19 protein-coding genes are annotated in these 19,934 nt (G+C 72.8%); 13 read left to right on the forward strand and 6 right to left on the reverse strand.

Features of this window, described 5'->3' with window-relative positions:
• The first annotated feature begins 110 nt into the window (after window positions 1-110).
• The 8 genes from LCN96_RS54335 to LCN96_RS54370 all read left to right on the forward strand — a co-directional run bounded on the left by LCN96_RS54335 (window position 111) and on the right by LCN96_RS54370 (window position 9,001).
• Window positions 111-2,639: a glycoside hydrolase family 9 protein gene (locus tag LCN96_RS54335; protein WP_225270205.1), complete on the forward strand. Its 2,529-nt coding sequence runs from the start codon at window positions 111-113 to the stop codon at window positions 2,637-2,639.
• Between the two features lie 57 nt (window positions 2,640-2,696).
• Window positions 2,697-3,020 carry a PadR family transcriptional regulator gene (locus LCN96_RS54340; protein ID WP_225270206.1) on the forward strand — a complete coding sequence of 108 codons (324 nt, stop codon included), beginning with the start codon at window positions 2,697-2,699 and terminating at the stop codon, window positions 3,018-3,020.
• Window positions 3,017-3,913 carry a hypothetical protein gene (locus LCN96_RS54345; protein WP_225270207.1) on the forward strand — a complete coding sequence of 299 codons (897 nt, stop codon included), beginning with the start codon at window positions 3,017-3,019 and terminating at the stop codon, window positions 3,911-3,913. Before LCN96_RS54340 ends, LCN96_RS54345 begins: the two co-directional genes overlap by 4 nt.
• Window positions 3,914-3,947: 34 nt before the next feature.
• Window positions 3,948-4,841: a hypothetical protein gene (locus tag LCN96_RS54350; RefSeq protein WP_225270208.1), complete on the forward strand. Its 894-nt coding sequence runs from the start codon at window positions 3,948-3,950 to the stop codon at window positions 4,839-4,841.
• Between the two features lie 10 nt (window positions 4,842-4,851).
• Window positions 4,852-6,606 carry a peptidoglycan-binding protein gene (locus tag LCN96_RS54355; RefSeq protein WP_225270209.1) on the forward strand — a complete coding sequence of 585 codons (1,755 nt, stop codon included), beginning with the start codon at window positions 4,852-4,854 and terminating at the stop codon, window positions 6,604-6,606.
• Entirely contained in the window at window positions 6,599-7,333 is a 735-nt protein-coding gene (locus LCN96_RS54360) for an ABC transporter ATP-binding protein (protein ID WP_225270210.1), read from the forward strand. The genes LCN96_RS54355 and LCN96_RS54360 overlap by 8 nt, the downstream gene beginning before the upstream one ends.
• A gap of 2 nt (window positions 7,334-7,335) precedes the next feature.
• A complete protein-coding gene (locus LCN96_RS54365; RefSeq protein ID WP_225270211.1) occupies window positions 7,336-8,517 on the forward strand; it encodes an ABC transporter permease in 1,182 nt (393 codons plus the stop codon).
• A gap of 64 nt (window positions 8,518-8,581) precedes the next feature.
• Window positions 8,582-9,001 (forward strand): hypothetical protein, encoded by a 420-nt coding sequence (locus LCN96_RS54370; protein ID WP_225270212.1) that lies wholly within the window; start codon window positions 8,582-8,584, stop codon window positions 8,999-9,001.
• Window positions 9,002-9,014: 13 nt separating this feature from the next.
• Here LCN96_RS54370 and LCN96_RS54375 read toward each other — a convergent pair whose 3' ends face one another.
• The 3 genes from LCN96_RS54375 to LCN96_RS54385 are packed head-to-tail and all read right to left on the reverse strand — an operon-like array spanning window position 9,015 to window position 10,984.
• Complete coding sequence (locus LCN96_RS54375; protein WP_225270213.1) at window positions 9,015-9,686, reverse strand: hypothetical protein; 672 nt, start codon at window positions 9,684-9,686, stop codon at window positions 9,015-9,017.
• Window positions 9,687-9,692: 6 nt separating this feature from the next.
• Window positions 9,693-10,679, reverse strand: a complete 987-nt coding sequence (locus tag LCN96_RS54380; RefSeq protein WP_225270214.1) for a WXG100-like domain-containing protein — start codon at window positions 10,677-10,679, stop codon at window positions 9,693-9,695.
• On the reverse strand, window positions 10,670-10,984 hold the full coding sequence (locus LCN96_RS54385; RefSeq protein WP_225270215.1) for a hypothetical protein: 315 nt from the start codon (window positions 10,982-10,984) through the stop codon (window positions 10,670-10,672). The genes LCN96_RS54380 and LCN96_RS54385 overlap by 10 nt, the downstream gene beginning before the upstream one ends.
• Before the next feature lie 138 nt (window positions 10,985-11,122).
• Between LCN96_RS54385 and LCN96_RS54390 the strand changes: the two genes are divergently transcribed.
• The 5 genes from LCN96_RS54390 to LCN96_RS54410 are packed head-to-tail and all read left to right on the forward strand — an operon-like array spanning window position 11,123 to window position 15,337.
• The gene (locus LCN96_RS54390) at window positions 11,123-11,512 is read left to right on the forward strand and encodes a YbaB/EbfC family nucleoid-associated protein (RefSeq protein ID WP_225270216.1); all 390 of its coding nucleotides are present in this window, start codon (window positions 11,123-11,125) and stop codon (window positions 11,510-11,512) included.
• 10 nt (window positions 11,513-11,522) lie between these two features.
• Window positions 11,523-11,903 carry a YbaB/EbfC family nucleoid-associated protein gene (locus tag LCN96_RS54395; protein WP_225270217.1) on the forward strand — a complete coding sequence of 127 codons (381 nt, stop codon included), beginning with the start codon at window positions 11,523-11,525 and terminating at the stop codon, window positions 11,901-11,903.
• A 55-nt stretch (window positions 11,904-11,958) separates the two neighbouring features.
• Window positions 11,959-12,579, forward strand: coding sequence for a TetR/AcrR family transcriptional regulator (locus LCN96_RS54400; protein ID WP_225270218.1), 621 nt, complete (start codon window positions 11,959-11,961; stop codon window positions 12,577-12,579).
• Window positions 12,576-13,886: an MFS transporter gene (locus tag LCN96_RS54405; RefSeq protein ID WP_225270219.1), complete on the forward strand. Its 1,311-nt coding sequence runs from the start codon at window positions 12,576-12,578 to the stop codon at window positions 13,884-13,886. The genes LCN96_RS54400 and LCN96_RS54405 overlap by 4 nt, the downstream gene beginning before the upstream one ends.
• Window positions 13,883-15,337 (forward strand): pyridoxal phosphate-dependent decarboxylase family protein, encoded by a 1,455-nt coding sequence (locus tag LCN96_RS54410; protein ID WP_225270220.1) that lies wholly within the window; start codon window positions 13,883-13,885, stop codon window positions 15,335-15,337. Before LCN96_RS54405 ends, LCN96_RS54410 begins: the two co-directional genes overlap by 4 nt.
• 6 nt (window positions 15,338-15,343) lie before the next feature.
• Here the strand turns inward: LCN96_RS54410 and LCN96_RS54415 are convergent, their stop codons facing one another.
• The 3 genes from LCN96_RS54415 to LCN96_RS54425 form a co-directional block, all read right to left on the reverse strand.
• On the reverse strand, window positions 15,344-16,501 hold the full coding sequence (locus tag LCN96_RS54415; protein WP_225270221.1) for a monooxygenase: 1,158 nt from the start codon (window positions 16,499-16,501) through the stop codon (window positions 15,344-15,346).
• A 100-nt stretch (window positions 16,502-16,601) separates the two neighbouring features.
• Window positions 16,602-17,684 carry a sensor histidine kinase gene (locus tag LCN96_RS54420; RefSeq protein WP_225270222.1) on the reverse strand — a complete coding sequence of 361 codons (1,083 nt, stop codon included), beginning with the start codon at window positions 17,682-17,684 and terminating at the stop codon, window positions 16,602-16,604.
• A gap of 54 nt (window positions 17,685-17,738) precedes the next feature.
• Entirely contained in the window at window positions 17,739-19,694 is a 1,956-nt protein-coding gene (locus tag LCN96_RS54425) for a family 10 glycosylhydrolase (protein ID WP_225270223.1), read from the reverse strand.
• Between the last annotated feature and the right edge of the window lie 240 nt (window positions 19,695-19,934).

Consider the following 19,934-nt stretch of genomic DNA (forward strand, 5'->3'; position numbering starts at 1 on the left):
TTTCTCGACAGCCCCCTGTGCGCAGCCGTTGACGGGGCGACGGCGGGAAAGGAGGATCGGATTCCGCGCTGTTTTGGGAGCGCTCCCAATCCCCCGCCCGAAGGACCTCCATGACCCGATGCCGGGCCGCGTTACTGGCCCTCCTCACCATGGTCGCCCTGTCCCCCGCCACGGCCGCGCAGGCCGCGGACGAGGGGCCCGAGCAGATCGTGAACGGCACCTTCGACGCCGGCACCGCCCCCTGGTGGAGCACCGGCAACACCGCACTCACCGTCCAGGACGGCCGGGCCTGCGCCGACATCCCCGGCGGCACCGCCAACCCGTGGGACGTCATCATCGGCCACAACGACCTCCCGCTGGTGGAGGGCGAGACGTACGCCTACCGGTTCTACGCCTCCGCGACCCCGGCCAAGGTCGGCAGGGCGCTGATCCAGCTGCCCGTGGACCCCTGGACGCAGTATCTGTCGGCCGCGCCGGAGCTGAGCGTCTCGGGCAACAGTTACTCCTACACCTTCACCGCTCCCGTGTCGCTGCCGAACGCGCAGGTCGTCTTCCAGTTGGGCGGCAGCGCCGAGCCTTGGAGGTTCTGCATGGACGACGTGTCGCTCAAGGGCGGCGCCGAGCCCGAGGAGTACGAGCCGGACACCGGCCCGCGCGTGCGCGTGAACATGGTCGGTTACCTGCCGGCGGGCCCCAAGAAGGCCACGCTGGTCACCGAGGCGACCGAGCCACTGGGATGGGAGCTGAAGAACGCGGACAAGGAGACGGTGGCCAGCGGCGAGACCGTCCCCAGGGGTGTGGACGCCAGCTCGGGCCAGAACGTGCACACGCTGGACTTCAGCGCCCACCGCGAGGCGGGCGAGGACTACACGCTGACGGCCGACGGCGAGACGAGCAGGCCGTTCGACATCGCGGCCGATCTGTACGACCAGCTCCCGGTGGACGCGCTGAAGTTCTACTACACGCAGCGCAGCGGCATCGAGATCCTCGACAGCCTGCGCCCCGGCTACGCGCGCCCCGCCGGTCACGTCGGCGTCGCGCCGAACCAGGGCGACGTGAGCGTGCCGTGCCAGCCGGGCGTCTGCGACTACAGCCTGAACGTCAAGGGCGGCTGGTACGACGCCGGCGACCACGGCAAGTACGTCGTCAACGGCGGCATCTCCGTCCACCAGCTCATGGCCACCTACGAGCGTGACAAGGCCGCGTTCGGCGACGGCCAGCTCGACATCCCGGAGAGCGGCAACGGCCGGCCGGACATCCTGGACGAGGCCCGCTGGGAGCAGGAGTTCCTGCTGAGCATGCAGGTGCCGGATGGCAAGCCGTACGCGGGCATGGCGCACCACAAGATCCACGACCAGAACTGGACCGGCCTGCCCCTGCTGCCGCACCTGGACCCGCAGCCGCGCGAGCTGCACCCGCCGTCCACGGCCGCCACGCTGAACCTGGCCGCCACGGCCGCGCAGGCGGCCCGCCTGTACGCCCCGTACGACGCCGCGTTCGCCGCCAGGAACCTCGCGGCGGCCCGCAAGGCATGGGCGGCGGCCAAGGCGAACCCGGAGAAGTACGCCGACCCGAACGACGGCGTCGGCGGCGGCGCCTACAGCGACGGCGACGTCAGCGACGAGTTCTACTGGGCGGCGGCGGAGCTGTTCATCACGACGGGTGAGAAGGAGTTCAGGGACTTCGTGCTCGCCTCGCCGCACCACACCGGCGACATCTGGCGCGAGCGCGGCTTCGACTGGGGCAACACCGCCCAGCTCGGCCGCCTGGAGCTGGCGACCGTGCCGAACGCGCTGCCCGACCGGGCCCGGGTGCTGCAGTCGGTGGTCGAGGGGGCGGAGAAGTACCTGGCGATCCAGACCGCGCACCCGTACGGCCTGCCGTACAACCCGCCGGACTTCGACTGGGGCTCCAACAACCTGGTGCTGAACAACATGGTCGTCATGGCCACCGCCTACGACCTGACGGGCCAGGAGAAGTACCGCGCAGCCGTACGTGAGGGCATGGACTACATCCTCGGCCGCAACGCGCTCAACCAGTCCTACGTCACCGGCTACGGCGAGGTGGCCTCCAAGAACCAGCACAGCCGCTGGTACGCCCGCCAGCTCGACCCCGCCCTGCCCAACCCGCCGATCGGCACGCTGGCCGGCGGCCCGAACTCGGCCATCCAGGACCCGCTCGCGCAGCGGCTGCTGCAGGGCTGCAAGCCGCAGTTCTGCTACGTCGACCACATCGAGTCGTGGGCCACGAACGAGCTGACCATCAACTGGAACTCGCCGCTGGCCTGGATCTCGGCGTTCCTGGCCGACGGGGGCGAGCGCGCTGACTGCCGCGTCCGCTACACCGCGCACGGCTCGTGGCCCGGCGGGTTCACCGCGCAGGTCGTGATCGAGAACACCGGCAAGCGGACCGTGGACGGCTGGAGCCTGCGCTGGTCGTTCCTGAGCGGGCAGCGCGCCGGGCACGCCTGGGGTGCGGAGCTGTCGCAGTCCGGCTCGGTGGTGACGGCCAAGGACCTGCGCTGGAACGGCAAGATCAAGCCGGGGCAGAAGGTGACGTTCGGGTTCAACGGCACGAACGCCGTCGGCCCCAACCCGGCGCCCGAGGTGTTCCACCTCAACGGCGCGCGCTGCACGTAGGCACGTGAGTCCCCTGGGCGTTGCGGACACTTCGTTGAACGGAATACTGTCGTCCCCATGCCCAGGGGAACCTCTGAAGTCAGCGAGCCGATGTACTTCGTGCTCACCGCCCTCCGTGCGGGCCCGCTGCACGGACACGCGATCAGCAAGGCGGTCAAGGAGTTGTCGCGCGGGCGGGTGCAGCCGTCCGTGGGCACGCTCTACGGCATCCTGGAGCGCCTGAACGAGCGGGGCGTGATCACCGTGGACCGCGAGGAGACGGTCAACGGCCGCAACCGCCGCTACTTCAGGATCACCCCCGACGGTCAGGCGCTCGTGGAGGCCGAGGCCAGGCGGATGCAGGAGGCGGCCGCCCTGGTCCTGCGCCCGTCCGGCGCATGACGGCGCCCTGCGGCCCTCTCGAACGGCGTTATCGCAGGTTACTGCTGGCCTATCCGCGCTCGTACCGGCGGGCGCACGGCGACGAGCTGCTCGACGTGCTGCTGGAGGAGGCCGCGCCCGGCCGGCGGATCCCCGTACCCAGGGAGGCGTGGGGCCTGCTGACGGGTGGCCTGCGCAGCCGCGTCGCGCACCAGGCGACAGGCAACGCCTGGGTGGACGGCCTGCACCTGGGCGTCACGGCCGTCGCGGCGGTGAACCTGGCCGAGCTGCTGCCGTACGCGCAGGCGCTGCCGCTGTGGACGCTGATGTCGGCACTGGCGCTGCTGGCGATCCTGCGCGGCTGGTTGCGTACGGCCTTCCCGCTCACGCTGCTCACCGGCGTGAAGGCGGTGGGGGTGGCCGCCGGGGAGCAGGCGTTCGACGTGACCGTGCTGCCGGTGCCGCCGAACCCGCTCTCGAGCCTGGCCCTGTTCCAGGACAGCGACCCGCTCCCGGTGGCCGCCGGCTACGCGATCGTGCTGATCGGCCTGGCGGTGCTGGCCTGGCCCCGGCGGCCGGTACGGGTCAGGTCATGGTGGTGGTGGGCGGCGGTCGTACCGGCCGCGTGGGCGGGGCCCGCGTGGATGCTGGAGGACACGCGCTACCTGATCAGCCTGAGCCGGATGTGCGTGGAGGCGGCGGCGTTCGGGCTCGCGGTGGCGGCCGGCTACCTGACGCGCGACCACCGGTGGGCGCTGGCGTCGGGCATCTACCTCCTGGCGGTCTCCTGCGACCTGGCCTTCCACGCCGAGGACCTCGGCAGGCAGCACCTCGCGTACGCGGGGATCCTCGGCCTCCTGGTCCTGGCCACCACGTTCGCCCCGCTCCGCCAGCGGCGGCACTGCCTGGATTGACCATACTTCGTTGAACGGAGTATGGTCTCCTGCCATGTCCAAGCGATCCCACCTGGCCCTTGCCTTGTCCTTCTCGGCGGCCGCCCTCTGCGGCTGCGGGGGCGCCGCCGAGAGCGCCGCCCAGCCCGCCCCGACGACGAGCGCCGCCGTCAAGGACAAGCGGCACCAGTTCGAGGCGGCCAAGGCCGACTGTATGAAGCAGCAGGGCTTCAAGTACGTGCCGTACGTGCGCCCGACGGAGGCCGCGACGGAGGAGGAGCGCAAGCGCGACTCCGGCGACTACCAGGCAATGCTGAAATATCGCGAGAAGTACGGGTTCGGGGTGTTCGCCGTGCACGTCTACCCCAAGGAGATCGAGGGGCCGGGCTCGGAGATCCCCATCGCCGACCCCAACTCCGAGGTCCAGAGCTCCCTGTCCCCGGCCCAGCTCGACGCCTACAACAAGGCCAAGAACGCCTGCATGGTCACCGTCGGCAAGCAGGTGCTCGGCCTGACCCTGAAGTCGAACATCGACTACTTCAACCACATGGCCCTGGCGCACAGGCGGGCCAAGACGGCCGAGCTCGACGGCGACGCCGGCCTGGTCGAGCTGGCCGGCACCATGGGCACCTGCCTCAAGGGCAAGGGCTACCCGGTCTCCGACACCAAGCCGACGGCCATCGCCCGCCGCGGCGAGATCGACTTCATGGAGCGGCAGAGCGCCATCGGCCGCAAGCAGCATCCCGACATGGACGCGGGCGAGAAGGTCACCAAGAACACCCGGCAGCTCGTCATGCCGACGCTCACCCCCCAGCAGGCCAGGCCGCACCTGGACAAGGAGATCAAGGCGGCGCTCGACGACCTGGAGTGCGGCAAGGACTTCTACGCGGCCTACGCGCCCAAGGCGGCCGCGCTCCAGCGTCGGGTCAACGACCAGTTCGCGTTCTGACGACCCCGCCATGAGGAAGATGCTCGCCGGGGTCATCGCCGCGGTCGTGGCCGTCGCGGGCGCGGGCTGGGCGGTCGGCTCCCGGCTGCGCTCCCCCGCCGACGAGGCGGCCCGCCGGGCCGCGCCCGCGGCCTCGCTGGTCACCGCCGCCGTCGAGCGCCGCAAGCTCGTCAGCACCGTGGTGCTCAGCGGCACTCTGGAGTACGGCTCCCCGCTGCCGATCAGCCTGGCCGGCGTGGTCGGCGGCACGGCCGAGCTGCAGCGGGCCACCCGGGCACCGCGCAAGGGCCGCATCAAGGAGGGCGCCGTGCTGATGGAGGTCAACGGCCGCCCCGTGTTCGCCCTGCGCGGCTCCGTGCCGATGCACCGCACGATCGCACCCGGCACCGAGGGGGACGACGTGAAGCAGTTGCAGCGGGCGCTGCGTCGGCTCGGCCACGGCGCGCCCGCCACGGGCGTGTTCGACCGGGCCACGATCGCCGCGGTGACCAGGTGGTACGCCGGGAAGGGCTACGAGGCGCAGCAGCCGGCCCTGGCCGACCGGCAGACCTACGACACGCTGCGCAAGGCCGTACGGACTGCCGAGGAAACGCTCGCGGCCGAGAAGCAGGCCCTGGACCGGGGCCGTGACGTGCTGCCGCTTAAGGTCAGGCTGGACAACGCCCGGCAGGACCTGAAGTCGGCGCGGGCCGCGCTGGCCGAGGCGGAGTCCCGCGAGCTCACGCCCGCCGACGAGGCGAAGCTGGCGGCGGCCGAGTCGGCCGTGCGCGCGGCGCAGGAGCGGCTGCTGGAGGCCGAGCAGGCGCTCGCGGCGGCCAGGACGCCGCCGTCCAGCACCCCCTCCGCCACCCCGACGGGCACGAGCACGGACACCCCGGCCCCGGCTGCGGTGCCGGCTGCGGTGCCGGCTGCGGTGCCCGAACCCGACACGAGCCTGCTGGAGCTCAGGGTCGCCAACGCCAGGGCGGACCTGGCAGCGGCCCAGGACGCTCTCGACCTCGCGCGGCAGGAGGCCGGCGAGGCCGGGGAAGCCAGGCTGGAGGAGCTGCGCAAGGCCGTGCGGACGGCCAGGGACGCGGTGGTCACCGCCGAGCAGGCGCTGCGCCAGGCCAGGCAGCTCTCGCCGGCCCGGCTCAAGGTGGCCAACGCGGGCAAGGACGTGGCCGCGGCCAAGGAACTGCTGGCCGAGTACGCCCGCACGTACGGCGTGTCCATCCCGCCGGGCGAGGTGGTGTTCCTGCCGAAGCTGCCCGCCCGGGTGCAGAAGGTGTCGGTGAAGGCGGGGCAGCGCGTCGAGGCCGAGGTGGCCACGGTGACCAGCTCGACGTTCGCGGTGACCGGGTTCGTGGAGGCCGCGGAGTCGGAGCTGCTGCGGCCGGGCATGGAGGCGGCCGTCGAGGTGGATCCGGGCCGGACGTCCCCGGCCCGGCTCACCGCGATCGGCGAGTCCGCCAGGCTGCCCGGCGGGGAGGAGGCGCCCGAGGGCTCCGTTCCCGTCCTGCTCACGCCGTCGGGCGGCAAGGGGCTACGGGCCGGCGCCGCGGTGACCGCGCGGGTGACCGTCGGGGCCACGCGGGAGCCGGTGCTGGTGGTGCCGGTGGCCGCGGTGATCACCTCGGCGGACGGGAAGGCGCGGGTGCGGGTCGAGTACGCCACGGACAGGACCAAGGACGTGGAGGTCCGCACGGGCCTGACCGCCGACGGGAACGTCGAGGTCAGCGGGGCGCTTAAGGAGGGCGACCGGGTGGTGGTCGGCGATGCGTGAACGACCGGACGGCGAGCCGGGCGCGCGGCCGGGAGGCGATCAGGAGCAGCCGCCGGTCATCGAGCTGACCGGCGTCTGCAAGCGGTTCCCCGCACAGCCACCGGTCCGCGCGCTCCACGAGGTCTGCCTGCGCGTGGACCGCGGCGACCACCTGGCGATCGTCGGCCCGTCGGGCTCCGGCAAGTCCACGCTGCTGAACGTCCTGGGGCTCCTGGATCGCCCCACTTCCGGTAGCTACGTCCTGGACGGCACGGAGACCACTACGCTGCGGGACGGAGCCAGGACCCGGTTGCGCGGCGACCGGATCGGCTTCGTCTTCCAGTCCTTCCACCTGCTCCCCCACCGCAGCGTGGTGGAGAACGTGATGCTCGCCGAGCTGTACGGCGCGCGGAAGCGCAGGGGCAGGCGGGAGCGGGCCCTGGCGGCGCTGGAGCGGGTGGGCCTCGGACACCGGGCGGCGTTCACGCCGGGCCGGCTGTCCGGCGGCGAACGCCAGCGCGCGGCCATCGCCAGGGCCCTCCTGGGCGGCCCGTCGCTGCTGCTGTGCGACGAGCCCACCGGCAACCTCGACAGCCGCAACACCGGCGCGGTGCTCGACCTGTTCGACGAGCTGCGGGAGCAAGGGCTGACGATCGTGGTCATCACGCACGAGCAGGAGGTCAGCGAGCGGGCCAGGCGCCGGGTACGGATCGCCGACGGCGTGCTCACCGAGGTCGTGGGGGTCTGACGATGCACGTGCGCGACCTGATCTCCGAGGCCGTCGCCGGCGTGCTGGCCAGGCCGGTCCGCTCGGCGCTCACCACCCTCGGCACCGTGCTCGGCATCACCACGCTGGTCATCACCCTCGGCGTCGCCGCCACCGCGGGCAACCAGATCGTCGGCCGCTTCGACGAGCTGGTCGCCACGGCCATCACCGTGGAGGTGCCCGGGTCCACGACGGGCCCGCCGCTGGTCGGCTGGGACGCGGTCGAGCGGCTGACCAGGCTGCGCGGCGTGGAGTCGGCCGCCGCGGTCGCCGACGCGAAGGAGGGCGCCGACCTGTTCGTGCGCTCCAACGACCTCGTGGACCCCACCAAGGTCACCACGCAATCCCTGACCGTCCTGGCGGCCACGACGGGGCTGCCCGAGGCCGCGCGCGGCCGGATGACGCAGGGCCGCTTCTACGACGCCGGGCACATCGCGCGTGGCGACCGGGTGGCGGTGATCGGCGACGAGGCGGCCAGGATGCTCGGCGTCACCCGGCTCGACCGGGCACCGGCGATCTTCATCGGCAAGCACGCGTACACGGTGATCGGCATCCTCGGCGAGCTGCGCCGCGAGCGGAACCTGAGCACCGCCGTGGTCGTGCCGCCCACCGTGGGCCGCCAGTTCGGGCTGCGCGAGGTGACCAGGGTGCTGGTCAACACCAGCCTGGGCGCCGCCGGCCTGATCGCCGGCCAGGCCCCGGCCGCGCTCAGCCCCGGCAACGGCGACCTGCTGCAGGTGATCTCCCCGCCGAGCCCCACCAGGGCGCGCGACGGCGCCCAGGACGACGTGAACGCGCTCTTCCTGATCCTCGGCCTGGTCTCGCTGGTCGTCGGCGCCGTCGGCATCGCCAACGTCACGCTGGTCACCGTGATGGAGCGCGTCCCGGAGATCGGCCTGCGCCGCTCGCTGGGCGCGGCGAGAAGGCACATCGCCGCGCAGTTCCTGCTGGAGTCCACGCTGGTCGGCCTGACCGGCGGCGTGATCGGGGCCAGCCTGGGCGTGGTCGCGGTCGTCGCGGTCTCGGCCGTCAAGCAGTGGACGCCGCTGCTGGACGTGCGGCTGGCGATCGCCGCGCCGATCGCGGGAGCCCTGGTGGGGCTGCTGGCCGGGCTCTACCCGGCACTGCGCGCGGCCAGGATGGAGCCGGTGGACGCACTGAGGTGAGCCGATCGGGGCCGACGGACAACGCCCGGGTGAGCCGATCCGGCCCGGCGCACGTCCTACAGACATGAGGATCTGGCGAATCGTGCTCCTGCCCGTGCTCCTTCTGGCGCTGAGCACGTCCATGGCCCCGGCGCAGGCGGAGGTCGCCCCGAAGCGGGTGCTCGTGGAGCTGCGCAAGCAGGGCGGCTTCGTGGGGCTGAACGACCGCGTGCTGGTCTACGGCAACGGCTGCGTACGGCTCAGCCGCCGTACGGGGCCGACCATCGACAAGTGCCTGACCGCCAAGGAGGAGCGCAAGCTGCGCGGCCACCTCAGGCACCTGAGGATCGGCCACTCGCAGCGGGCACCGCAGGGGGCGGACTTCATCACGTACACGCTGGCCTACGACAAGCGGCGAGCCAGCGTGTACGACCTGCCCTCGACCTGGCAGCCGGTGGTCCGGCACCTGGACAAGATCATGGAGAAGTACTGGGCGCCCGACTGAGAACCCCGGGCCGTCAGGACTCCTCGTCCTCCAGCCACTCCTGGGCGAAGGAGCGGATCTCCTCGTCCTCCGCGGTCGCGGCGTGCATGAGCAGGTTCGGGTCCTCCTCGGCCCACCGCGCGGCGGCCGCGGCGGCGAACAGCCTGGCCACCTGGTCGGGCCCTTCGAGCCGCGCCACGACGTCACGGGGGTCGGGCTGCTCGTCGTCGTGCCGGACCAGCCACTCGGCCGGCTCCTTGACGCGGCCCGGCCCCAGGCTCACGGCACCCGCTCTGAGCTGGTCGGTCGAGGCCTCGGCCAGGAACCCGAGCACCTTCCAGCGGACGGCGCTGTCGCCGTCCGTGCTCAGGTTCATGACCTGGGCGATGAGCGGACCGTGCCACGTCTGTCCGTTGAGCAGCACGGCCTCGATCGCGAAGAAGCGTACCTGACGCAGAGGGTGGGACAGCAGCGCGGGCACCTCGCCGATCAGCGAGCCGCCGAGCTCCCCCAGCTCGGAGAGCAGCCAGGCGCCGGTGCGGACGAGCTTGTCGTCGCCGCTGTGCAGCAGCCTGGTGAGGTTGGTGACGGGGTAACCGGCCCAGAACTCGTCCAGCAGGTCGTTGGCGGCCGGGCCCACGACGTCGTCGTCGGCAGAGCGCGTCAGGAGAAGCTGGATCAGGTCGTCACCTGTTCGGGTCTGCATCGGCCGTCACCACCATTTCTTCCGCTTGCCTTCTTCCTCGATCTTGCGAAGAGCCTCCTGCTCTCTGCGAATTCTCTCCTCGTGCCCGACCTCCTGGCCGAGCCGGTCCTGTTCCTGCCGCCTCTTCCTGATGCTGCCCCGGAGCGCGTCCCTGGCCGCCTTGCCCTGCTCCTCGGACATGCCTCTCGTGCCGTTGGGAAGCTCGCCGTGCACCTTTCCCGTCGAGTCTCTCCTGAACCAGTTGCCTCCGCTGCTGCCTCCGCTGCTGCCTCCGCCGCGCCCGCGGCCCCTGCCGCGGCCCCCTGAGTTGTCCCGGTTGTTCCGGCGGACCATCTGGGCCATGCCGTCCCGGACGGAACGCGGGCCGGTCGGGTTCCGCAGCCCGGAGGTACGGACGGGCACCCGGGCACCGGCTCCGGCCAGCGCCGGGGTGCCTCCCATCGGGCGGCGCAGGTCGTCCAGGATCTTGTACAGCGGAGTGGTCACCTTGCTGACCAGCCTCGGCGCCACCACCTTGCCCGTGCCTTCCGCACCCTCCCGCAGCACCCTGGCCATGGCGTTGCGCGCCAGGTACATGCGCGCGGTGGCCGCCGCGACGCCCACCCCGCCGGTGAACGCCAGCGCCTGGACCACGGAGGTCAGCCCGGCCACCGCCTGCGTGCCGACGGCCACCTTCACCGCGCTCACGATGGCGGCGGTGCCGTCGAGCGCCACCGGTGCCATCCGCGTCGCGGCCGCCGCCTGGGCGAGGTGGCCCTCGTTGCCGCCGACCCGGTTCCAGTGCCGCGCCAGCGCCTCGGCGGAGTCGCCGCGGTGGGCCTGCTGCGCCCTGCGGATCCCCCCGTCGGCCTGCGCGCCCGCGGGTTCCGCGCCGGCCTGCACGGTACGCCAGGCGTTGGCGTCCTTCTTGATCTCGTCCTCGTCGATGTTCGGCCACGGGATGCCGAGCATGCTCAGGAACCCGTTCAGCTCGGGCGAGAGCATCAGGCCCATGTGGTGCGGCCCATGTTCTCGACCCCGGCCTCTTCCGCCGCCTGGATGTTCGCCGCCACCCCGCGCAGCCCCTCGCCTGTGCCGTCGAGCTCCTCAGACACCCCGGTGAGCGCCATGAGCGAGACCTTGGTGCATTCGGCGTAGGCGGCGGCGAAGGTGCCGAACAACCCGTCGTCGCCCCATGAGGACACGCCGTTCCCCCGCTCCCAGAGGTGCTTGAGCGCTGCCTGGTAATCCGCCCCGTGCGTGCTGACCTGCGTTCCCTCGCGAGTCACCGCACTCGACGCGATTTCGAATCCCGTCATGCCGCGTCACCATATCGACACATGACATGATCTTTACAGTTCTTGATGTTCATGAGACGAACATCTCACCGTCAAGATCGTGGCAGGGAGTGTCTACACTGGGCGGCCTGACCTGCCCCTTGACCGTCGGAGGCTGACATGCGGCCACCAGCGCCGGAAGGCGACGCCGAATACCTGGCCCAGTACGTCGCCCAGAGCCGTCAGATCCTGCGCGACCTCCAGGCGGCCCGCCGGGCCATCCAGCAGGTGGAGGCCGCGGCGGAGAGCGACGACAGGCTGGTGGCGGCCACGTCCGACGGGCAGGGCGGCCTCACCCGGCTGCGGATCGACCCGCGGGCGCTGCGGCTCGGCGAGGCGGAGCTCGGCCGCAAGGTGACCGAGGTGCTCAGGGCGGCGCAGGAGGAAGCGGCGCGGCAGGCGCAGGAGATCGCCGACAAGGCCGCGAGCAGGAGTGCCGCGCTGCCCGCGCCGCTCGACGAGACGTTCGTGCGGGCGCGGGTGGAGCAGGTCGCCCACGATCTCTTCTAGGAGGAACCACGTGTACGGCCGCGACATCGATCCCGCCGACATCAGGGACGAGGATCTCGACGAGGCGGCGCGCATGGGCGAGGGCATGCTGGCCTGGCTGGAGAGCGCGCGGGAGGAGCTGGACCAGGTCATCGGCACGGGCACGGCACCGTCCGGCGAGGTCAGGGCCACCGTCGACGCGGGCGGCCGGGTGCTCGACGTCGCCTACGGCGAGCGCGCGCTGCGGCTGGGCAGCGTGCGGCTGGCCGAGGAGACGCTGGAGGCGGTGCGCGCGGCGAGCGCGGACGCCGAGCGGCAGACCCACGACCTCATGCGCGCGGCGCTGCCCGGGTACGACCCGGTCGCGGCCCGCGCCGAGCTGGAGTCCCTGCTGGACGGCGGGCCGTACTGACCGTTCTCCATCAAGTGATTGACCGGGAGGGGGCGACCGAACTACCTTCGGTCGCATGACCTCCGGCCAGGCCGACGCGATACTCAAGGTCGCCACGCAGCTCTTCGCGGCGCTCGGCTACGACGGCACCTCCACCCGCCAGATCGCCGACGCCGCCGGGCTGAACATCGCCACCGTCAACTACCACGTGGGCGGCAAGCGCGAGCTCTACCTCGCCGTCATGGAGGCCGCGCACCGGGCGGAGAAGGCGGCGCTGGAGCGGGCGCTGGCCAGGCTGCCCGGCGACGACCCCGTGGCCGCCATCCACCGGCTGGCCGACGACTACCTCGACTTCTGTGTGGACCACCCCGAGGTGCCCGCCCTGTGGATGCACCGCTGGCTCTCCGACGCCGGCGACATCACCGAGCTGGAGCGCCAGTACGTGCAGCCGCTGCTCGGCGCGGTGGCCGCCGCGTTGCGGCCCGCCGTGGAGGCGGGGCTGATCGCCGCCGAGACGGATCTCGACTACACGGTGTGGAGCGTCGCCTGGACCGTGCACGGCTTCGCCAAGGGCGGCGTGCTCGACGCGGAGGGCCGCCGCAGGGCCGCCGGAGACCGGGCCGCGCTCCGCCGCTTCCGCGCCCACCTGCACCAGAGCCTGCACCGCACGCTCGGCCTGCCCGGCGATCCCCGGTGAGCCGGCTCGGCAGGGACCGGCTGCTGGGCTACGGGGTCGGCTCCGTGGGCACCGGCGTGTTCTCGGCGGTGCCCGGCCTGCTTCTCCTGTACTACCTGACCGACGTGCTCGGGGTGCCGGCGGCCGTGGCGGGCCTCGTGCTGGTGGCCCCCAAGATCTGGGATGTGCTGCTGAACCCGCTCGTCGGCGCCGCCAGCGACCGCGAGGCCGTGCGGACCGGCCGCAGGACCCGCCTGCTGGCGATCGGCTCGGCCGCGCTGCCGGTGACGTTCGCGCTGATGTTCGCGGTGCCGGGCGACACGCCCGGCGCGCTCTGGGCCGGGGTGGCGTTCCTGCTGGCGGCCAGCGCGTTCGCCTGCTTCCAGGTGCCGTACGTGGCCCTGCCCGCCGAGATGTCGCCCGACCAGGGCGAGCGGACCAGGATCATGTCCTGGCGGGTGGTGTGCCTGACGGCCGGGATCCTGGTGGCGGGCGGGCTGGCCCCGGCCGTGGTGGACCTGGCGGGCGGCGGCCGGGCCGGGTACGCCGTGATGGGCGTGACGGTCGGCGCCGTCATGGCGGCGGCGCTGGTCTGGGCGACGCTGGCCACCCGCTGGGTGCCGTCCAGGCCCGGCCCCCGCCCGCTCGGCCCGGTGGCCGCCTTCCGCCTGGCCAGGGGGAACGTGCCGTTCTTCGTGCTGCTGGCGGCGTTCGTGACGCAGGCGCTGGCCGTGGCCGTGATGCTGGCCGGGGCGCCGTACGTGGCCTCCTACCGGCTGGGCGACTACGGCCTGACCTCGGTGATGTTCGTCTGCCTGGTCGGGCCGAGCATGCTGGCCGTGCCCGGCTGGGCCCGGCTGGCCCGCGTCCACGGGCCGGTGCGCTGCTACCTGGCGGCGTCCGCCGGCTTCTGCGGCGTCGCGGTCGCGCTGGTCCCGGCCGTCGCGGCGGGCGGGACGGCGGCGACGCTGGCGCTGACCGCGCTGGCCGGGGTCTGCTACGCGGCGCTGCAACTGCTGCCGCTGTCGCTGCTGCCCGACACCGTGCACGCCGACACCGCCCGCACCGGGCACGCCCAGGCCGGCGCGTTCACGGGGCTGTGGACGGCCGGCGAGACCGCGGGGCTGGCGCTCGGGCCGGGGCTGTTCGCGCTGGTGCTGACCGGGTCGGGGTTCGTCTCCGCGCCGGTCGAGTCACCGGTCGCGCAACCGGCGGGGGCGCTGACCGGGCTGCTGCTCGGGTTCACCGCGCTGCCCGCCCTGCTCATGCTGATCAGCCTGCCGTTCGTCGCCTGGTACGGGCGGCTCACGACGAAGGAGACCGTGTGAACCTGCCGCCGACGGGAAGGCCCGTAGCGGACCTGCTGGCCGAGGTGACCCGGATCAAGCAGCACGACCTGCCGGTGCGCGGCGGCCAGGTCACCGCCTACGTCTACGACACCGGCCGGGCCGAGGTGAACGAGGCCGCGACCGCGGCGTACCTGGAGATGCTGGAGGTCAACTGCCTCGACCCGACCGCGTTCCCCAGCGTGGTGGAGATGGAGCGGCAGGTCGTCGGCGCGGTGGCGGACCTGCTCGGCGGCGGGCACGGCATCTTCACCAGCGGCGGCACCGAGTCGATCATGCTGGCCGTGAAGGCCGCCCGCGACCTGGCCTCCGCAGCGGAGCAGGCGCGGGCCGGGGGCGGGCCTCGCTCCCGCCCGAACCTGGTGCTGCCCGTCACCGCGCACCCCGCCTTCCACAAGGCGGCCCACTACCTGGGCGTCGAGGTCGTCTCCGTGCCGGTGGACCTGGAGACGTACAGGGTGCGGGCCCGCGACGTCGAGGCGGCCATGGACGCGGACACGATCCTGGTCGTGGTCTCCGCGCCGTCCTACCCGCAAGGCGTGATCGACCCCGTCGAGGAGGTCGCGGCCGTGGCCGCGGCGGCGGGCGTGCCGTGTCACGTGGACGCGTGCGTGGGCGGCTGGCTGCTGCCCTGGCTGCGGGAGGCGGGCGCGGCGGTGCCGCCGTTCGACCTGTCGGTGCCGGGGGTGACGTCGATCTCCTGCGACCTGCACAAGTTCGGCTACGCGCCCAAGGGCGCCTCGGTGCTGCTGTTCGCCGATCCGGCGGCGCGGCGCAAGGCGTACTTCGCGTCGGCGGCCTGGCCCGGGTACACGATCATCAACGCGACCGTGCAGAGCTCCCGGTCGGCGGGCCCGCTCGGCGGCGCCTGGGCCACCCTCCAGGCGCTGGGCCACGACGGGTACGCCGAGCTGGGCCGGGCCACGCTGGAGGCGACGCGCCGGCTGCGCGCCGGCCTGGCCGCGATCCCCGGGCTGCGGGTGCTCGGGGAGCCCGAGTCGTCGCTGGTGGCCTTCACCGGGGCCGACGTGGACGTGTTCGTGCTGGCCGACGAGGCGCGGGCGCGCGGCTGGTTCCTGCAGCCGCAGCTCTCGTACGCGGGCATCCCCGCCAACCTGCACATCACGGTCACCGGGGTCACGCTGGCCGGGGTCGAGGCCATGCTGAAGGTGATCGAGGAGTCGGCCGCGGCGGCCCGCGAGCGCGGGCCCGTGGTGCTGCCGGACGGGCTGGTCGAGCTGGTGGCGGAGCTGGACCTGGAGGCGATCGACGACGCGGCGTTCGCGGAGCTGAGCGCCTCGGTCGGGGTGGACCTGCGGCCGGGGGCGGGGCAGCCGGAGATGGCGACGGTCAACGCCGTCCTCGACGCGCTGCCCGCCCCTGCCAGGGAGGCGGTGCTGGTGCGCTTCCTGTCGGTGCTCTACGGCCGCTGAGCCGGCTCAGGCGGCCGAGGTGATGGCGATGCCCAGGCACATCTCGTCGCTGGTGCCCTCGCCCCAGACGACGTACCGGGGCGCGGTGCCGGCCAGCTCCGGCAGCAGGGCGCGCAGGCCGGCGTCGTGGGTGCAGGTGACCCGCACGACGTCGCCCGCGCGCACCTCGACCGGCTCGGGCAGCGGCCGCAGCGACTGATCGTCGAAGTTGTACGCGGGCACGTCGAGCAGCGTCCTGGCCTTCGCGGTGCCCGGGTTGAGCTCGACCTTGATGGACCGGCCGAGCAGGTGCATGTGCCCGGCCAGCGCGTGCACCGTGAACGGGGCCTCGACGGGCACGTCACAGTGCTGGGTCGGCCCCGCCCTGACCGGGCCGCAGTACCGCTCCAGCAGCCGCACCTGGGTCAGGCTGCCCTCGCCGAACCGCTTCCCGACGTCCCGTACGGCGGCCTCCCTGTCGCACAGCGGGCCGGACTCGCTCGCCGTGCAGGGCAGCTCGACGGGCGCGTAGAACAGCCCGGTCTCCAGCGGCTCCAGCCGCCGGTCGGTGACGCGCAGGCGGATGCCGGAGCGGTCGGTGCCCGGGTCGCCCCGGACGCCCAGCAGGTTGTAGTGCACCTGCATGATCAGCTGGCTGCCCGGCGCCAGGTCGTAGCCGTACTTCGGGTCGAGGAGCACCTCGTTGCTGCCCGGCGCCCAGTGCGCCACCCAGCCGGCGTCGCCGATGCCCGCGTCGCCGAAGCAGGACCAGCCCTGGCCCGGGGTGCTGCGGTCCAGCTCGCGCGCCCGCCGGGCCTGCTCGGGGGCGAGCCTGAAGAAGATCGCATGGTGCACGATGGCGGTGTTCTGGGGCTCGAACTGGGCGCCGGTCAGCGACACCCGGCCGGTCAGTCCGGGATCGACGAGGAAGCAGCGGTAGTCGTCGGTGCCGCCGTTGGGCGGCCCCGGCGTGTACGGCTCCGCCATGGCCAGGTTGACGAACCGCTCACCCGGCCGCAGCGGGGACGCCACGGGAGCGGGCCGGGAGGCGTGCCCGGAATGTCCGGGGGCGGAACCAGTCTGTCCAGGAGCCGATCGTGGCTGCTCCGGAGAGGCGGACGCGCCGCAGGAGGCGAGCAGGACGGCCGCGAGGAGCGCGGCGGCCGTCCGGGCGAATCGCTTCATGACTCCACACTCGCCCGCGGACGGCCCTGCGGGCATCCTTCCTCGGGACGCTTCGCCTACATCCCTGGGATGACCCGCCTGCCGGACCACGGTCGCGCCCTCACGAGGTGGGGAAGGTGGCCTCGACCCGGTACCCGCCGTCCTCCGTCGGGCCGCACGCCAGCGTGCCACCGGCCAGCTCCACCCGTTCGCGCAGGTCGGGCAGGCTCATCCCGGGGCCGGCGACGGCGACCCAGGCGTCCGGCAGGCCGCCGGTGCTGCGTACGGCGATGCGCACGTGGCCGGGCGCGTACCGCACCCCGATCCGTACGTCCGCGCCGGGCGCGTGCTTGCGCACGTTGGCCAGGGCCGCCTCGGCCACCAGGTACGCGGTCCGCCCCACCAGGCCGGCGACGGGCGCGGGCGGCCCGTCCACCGACAGCTCCACCGGCACGCCGTCGCGGGCCGAGTCGATCACCAGCGGCCGCAGGTCCGGCAGCGGTAACCCCAGGTCGAAACCCTCGCCGGTGCCGCGCCGCAGCAGCGCCACCATGTGCCGCAGCTCGTCGAGCGCGTCGCAGCCCGTCGCGCGGATGTCCTCGGCCGCCGCTCTGGCCCGGTCGTCGCCCGCGGCCAGGGACAACACGCCGGCCTGGAGCACGATCCGGCTGACGCGGTGGGTGACGACGTCGTGCATCTCGCCGGCCAGGCGTTCGCGCTCGATCCGCTCGGAGCGCTCGGCCAGCTCGGCGCGCAGCCGTTCCCTGACGGCGACGTACAGGCCGTACATGACCGCGAGCGCGAGCACCGCCTCGCTCCTGGCGATCAGCGCGAGCCGGTCAGGCAGGGTCAGGACGGCGAAGCCGATCACCAGCACCGGCATCCAGCGGGACAGCGCGCGCCGGTCGGCCGCGAACGCCATCGCGCCGTACGCGGCGAACGGCGCCGCCGGCGGCCAGAGCGGCGCGCCGGCGGCCGGCAGCGGCACGACGGCCGGCACGACCAGGGCCAGCACCGGCACGGCGAGCGCCGTGCCCGCGCAGATCCAGGCGACGGCCAGGGGTGCCCGGCGCATCCACAGCAGCGGCAGCGCCCCCGCCATCATGATCACCAGAGCTGGGCCCGCGTAGCCTGTAGCGGGTGTCAGACCTGCCGCGACCAGGACCGCGACGGCGTCGATCGGTCGCGCGCGGGCACCGTCCACCGCCTCATCGTACGATCACCCGCCGTGCCTGCCCACCCCTGAACGAGTAGCCGATCAGAGCCTCGTGAGGCGCACGGCGTCGGCGATGACGTACCCGGCCGTGGAGGTCCAGCGGCTCACGCCGACCACGTTGTAGGTGCCCGCGTCGAGGGTGAACGTCCCGAGATCACGCCAGGCCCCGCCGCCCGTGCGCTGGTCCACGGTGATCGTCCGGTTCCCGCCCGAAGCCGCCACGACGTACGGCGTCGCGCTGTTGTAACCCGCGTTGGCCGGATACCACACCTCCACCCGGTAACTTCCCGCGCTCGGGACGGCGGCGCGGAACCACGCGGGATCGCTGGCCGCGACCGGCTCGGCGAAACGGTAGTCGCTCCCGTGGAGCTGGGCCGAGTACGTCGAGGTGCCCCAGCCCGAGCTCGCGGCGAAGCCGGCGTCCGCGTTGTCGATCACCACGCTGAACCCGCCGGGCGACGACGACGTGACGGCCCGGCCCGCGCTGGGCCCGCTCTCCTGGTGGGTGCGGTTGAGCGCGGTCACGTAGTAGGTGTAGGCGGAGCCGGTGGCCGTCGTGTCCGTGAACGTGGTCTGCCGGGTGGTCCTGATCAGGTTGCGGGCGTCGGCGAAGAAGCACGGATCGGCGGCCGCCGGCGTGCCGTCCACCCGGTAGACGGCGTACGAGGCGGCCGAGCCCGACCAGGACAACTGCACGCCGTTGGAGCCCCGGGTCGCCGAGGTGATCGCCGGCGCGGCCGGCGCGGCGGCGGAGCCGCGGGCGGGCAGCAGCGCGGGCCTGCCGTAGTGCGCGTTGACGACCCTGGTGAACGCGCCGATCCGGTCGGCCTTGACGTCCTTGGCGCTGAAGAAGATGTCACCGGCCACCTCGGGATGTTGCCGGTTGTCGTAGAGGTGGTCGCTCAGCTCGGCGGGATCCTGCCACGCGGCCTCCTGCCCCGACGCGCCCGCCCGGTAGGCCGCCTGCCCGATCACGAGCTGCACGCCGGTGCCCCTGACCTGCTCCGACCACCAGGCGGTGAGCACCTCGTAGGCCGCCGTGGTGAAGCCGAGGTGCCAGTAGATCTGCGGCGCCAGGTAGTCCACCCAGCCCTGCTTGACCCACTGCCGGCTGTCGGCGTAGATCGCGTCGTACGACTGCAGCCCCGAGGTGCGCGAGCCCAGCGGGTCGGTGGCCGCGTTGCGCCAGATCCCGAACGGGCTGATGCCGAAGGAGACGTGCGGCTTGGCGGCGTGGATGCGCTGGTCCAGCTCGCGTACCAGCAGGTTCACGTTGTTGCGCCGCCAGTCGCCGACGTCGGTGAACGAGCCGCCGTACCGGTCGAACGTGGCCGCGTCCGGGATGCTCTGGCCGCTCACCGGATAGGGGTAGAAGTAGTCGTCGAGGTGCACGCCGTCCACGTCGTACCGGGAGACGGCGTCCATGATCGCGTCCTCGATGAAGTCGCGGACCTCCGGGATGCCCGGGTTGTAGTACAGCTTGCCGCCGTAGGCGAAGCGCCAGCCGGGGTGCTGCCGCGCCGGATGCGTGGCGATCAGCCGCGCCGGATCGTCGTGGTTGGCGACCCTGTACGGGTTGAACCAGGCGTGGAACTCCAGGTTGCGGGCGTGTGCCTCGTTCACCATGAAGGCGAGGGGGTCGTAGCCGGGGTTGCCGCCCTGGGTGCCGGTGAGCCACTGCGACCACGGCTCGTACGGCGAGGGCCAGAACGCGTCGGCCGTCGGCCTGACCTGCACGACCACGGCGTTCATGCGCTTGGAGACGGCCAGGTCGAGCCAGGCGCGGAACTCCGCCTGCTGCGCCGCCACGCTCAGCCCCGTGCGGCTGGGCCAGTCGATGTTGGCGACCGAGGAGATCCACATGGCTCTGAGCTGCCGCTTGGGGGTGGCCGGGTCGGTGGCGCAGGCGGCTGCCGCTGCGGGCTGGGAGTGGTGGGGGCTGACGAGCGCGGCGGCGATGAGCACCGCGAGGACGACGGTACGCAGGAGCGCGGTCACGAAGGGAAGTTTCAGCGCATCCGCCAGAAAGCGCAATAGTCTTCACAAACATCGGAGGACACCCTGCGCCCCGGCAAAGGAGAGAAGTTTCACTTAACTCGTTAGTAATGTCAATTATCGACATCTGTAAGGATCTTGCCGTACGGTGCTCCCGTCACCTGTGAACGAGGAGCCCCCATGACTCTCGCCCGCACGCGATTAGTAGCAGGCCTCGCCACCTCGATCCTCGCCATCCTCCCC

Origin of the sequence: Nonomuraea gerenzanensis, from assembly GCF_020215645.1 — a bacterium.
GTDB lineage: Bacteria > Actinomycetota > Actinomycetes > Streptosporangiales > Streptosporangiaceae > Nonomuraea > Nonomuraea gerenzanensis.

Excerpts from the sequence above, each read along its gene's own strand:
- LCN96_RS54335 (WP_225270205.1), top strand. The coding sequence starts at position 111 with ATGACCCGATGCCGGGCCGCGTTACTGGCCCTCCTCACCATGGTCGCC.
- LCN96_RS54340 (WP_225270206.1), top strand. The coding sequence starts at position 2,697 with ATGCCCAGGGGAACCTCTGAAGTCAGCGAGCCGATGTACTTCGTGCTC.
- LCN96_RS54345 (WP_225270207.1), top strand. The coding sequence starts at position 3,017 with ATGACGGCGCCCTGCGGCCCTCTCGAACGGCGTTATCGCAGGTTACTG.
- LCN96_RS54350 (WP_225270208.1), top strand. The coding sequence starts at position 3,948 with ATGTCCAAGCGATCCCACCTGGCCCTTGCCTTGTCCTTCTCGGCGGCC.
- LCN96_RS54355 (WP_225270209.1), top strand. The coding sequence starts at position 4,852 with ATGAGGAAGATGCTCGCCGGGGTCATCGCCGCGGTCGTGGCCGTCGCG.
- LCN96_RS54360 (WP_225270210.1), top strand. The coding sequence starts at position 6,599 with ATGCGTGAACGACCGGACGGCGAGCCGGGCGCGCGGCCGGGAGGCGAT.
- LCN96_RS54365 (WP_225270211.1), top strand. The coding sequence starts at position 7,336 with ATGCACGTGCGCGACCTGATCTCCGAGGCCGTCGCCGGCGTGCTGGCC.
- LCN96_RS54370 (WP_225270212.1), top strand. The coding sequence starts at position 8,582 with ATGAGGATCTGGCGAATCGTGCTCCTGCCCGTGCTCCTTCTGGCGCTG.
- LCN96_RS54375 (WP_225270213.1), bottom strand. The coding sequence starts at position 9,686 with ATGCAGACCCGAACAGGTGACGACCTGATCCAGCTTCTCCTGACGCGC.
- LCN96_RS54380 (WP_225270214.1), bottom strand. The coding sequence starts at position 10,679 with ATGGGCCTGATGCTCTCGCCCGAGCTGAACGGGTTCCTGAGCATGCTC.
- LCN96_RS54385 (WP_225270215.1), bottom strand. The coding sequence starts at position 10,984 with ATGACGGGATTCGAAATCGCGTCGAGTGCGGTGACTCGCGAGGGAACG.
- LCN96_RS54390 (WP_225270216.1), top strand. The coding sequence starts at position 11,123 with ATGCGGCCACCAGCGCCGGAAGGCGACGCCGAATACCTGGCCCAGTAC.
- LCN96_RS54400 (WP_225270218.1), top strand. The coding sequence starts at position 11,959 with ATGACCTCCGGCCAGGCCGACGCGATACTCAAGGTCGCCACGCAGCTC.
- LCN96_RS54415 (WP_225270221.1), bottom strand. The coding sequence starts at position 16,501 with ATGAAGCGATTCGCCCGGACGGCCGCCGCGCTCCTCGCGGCCGTCCTG.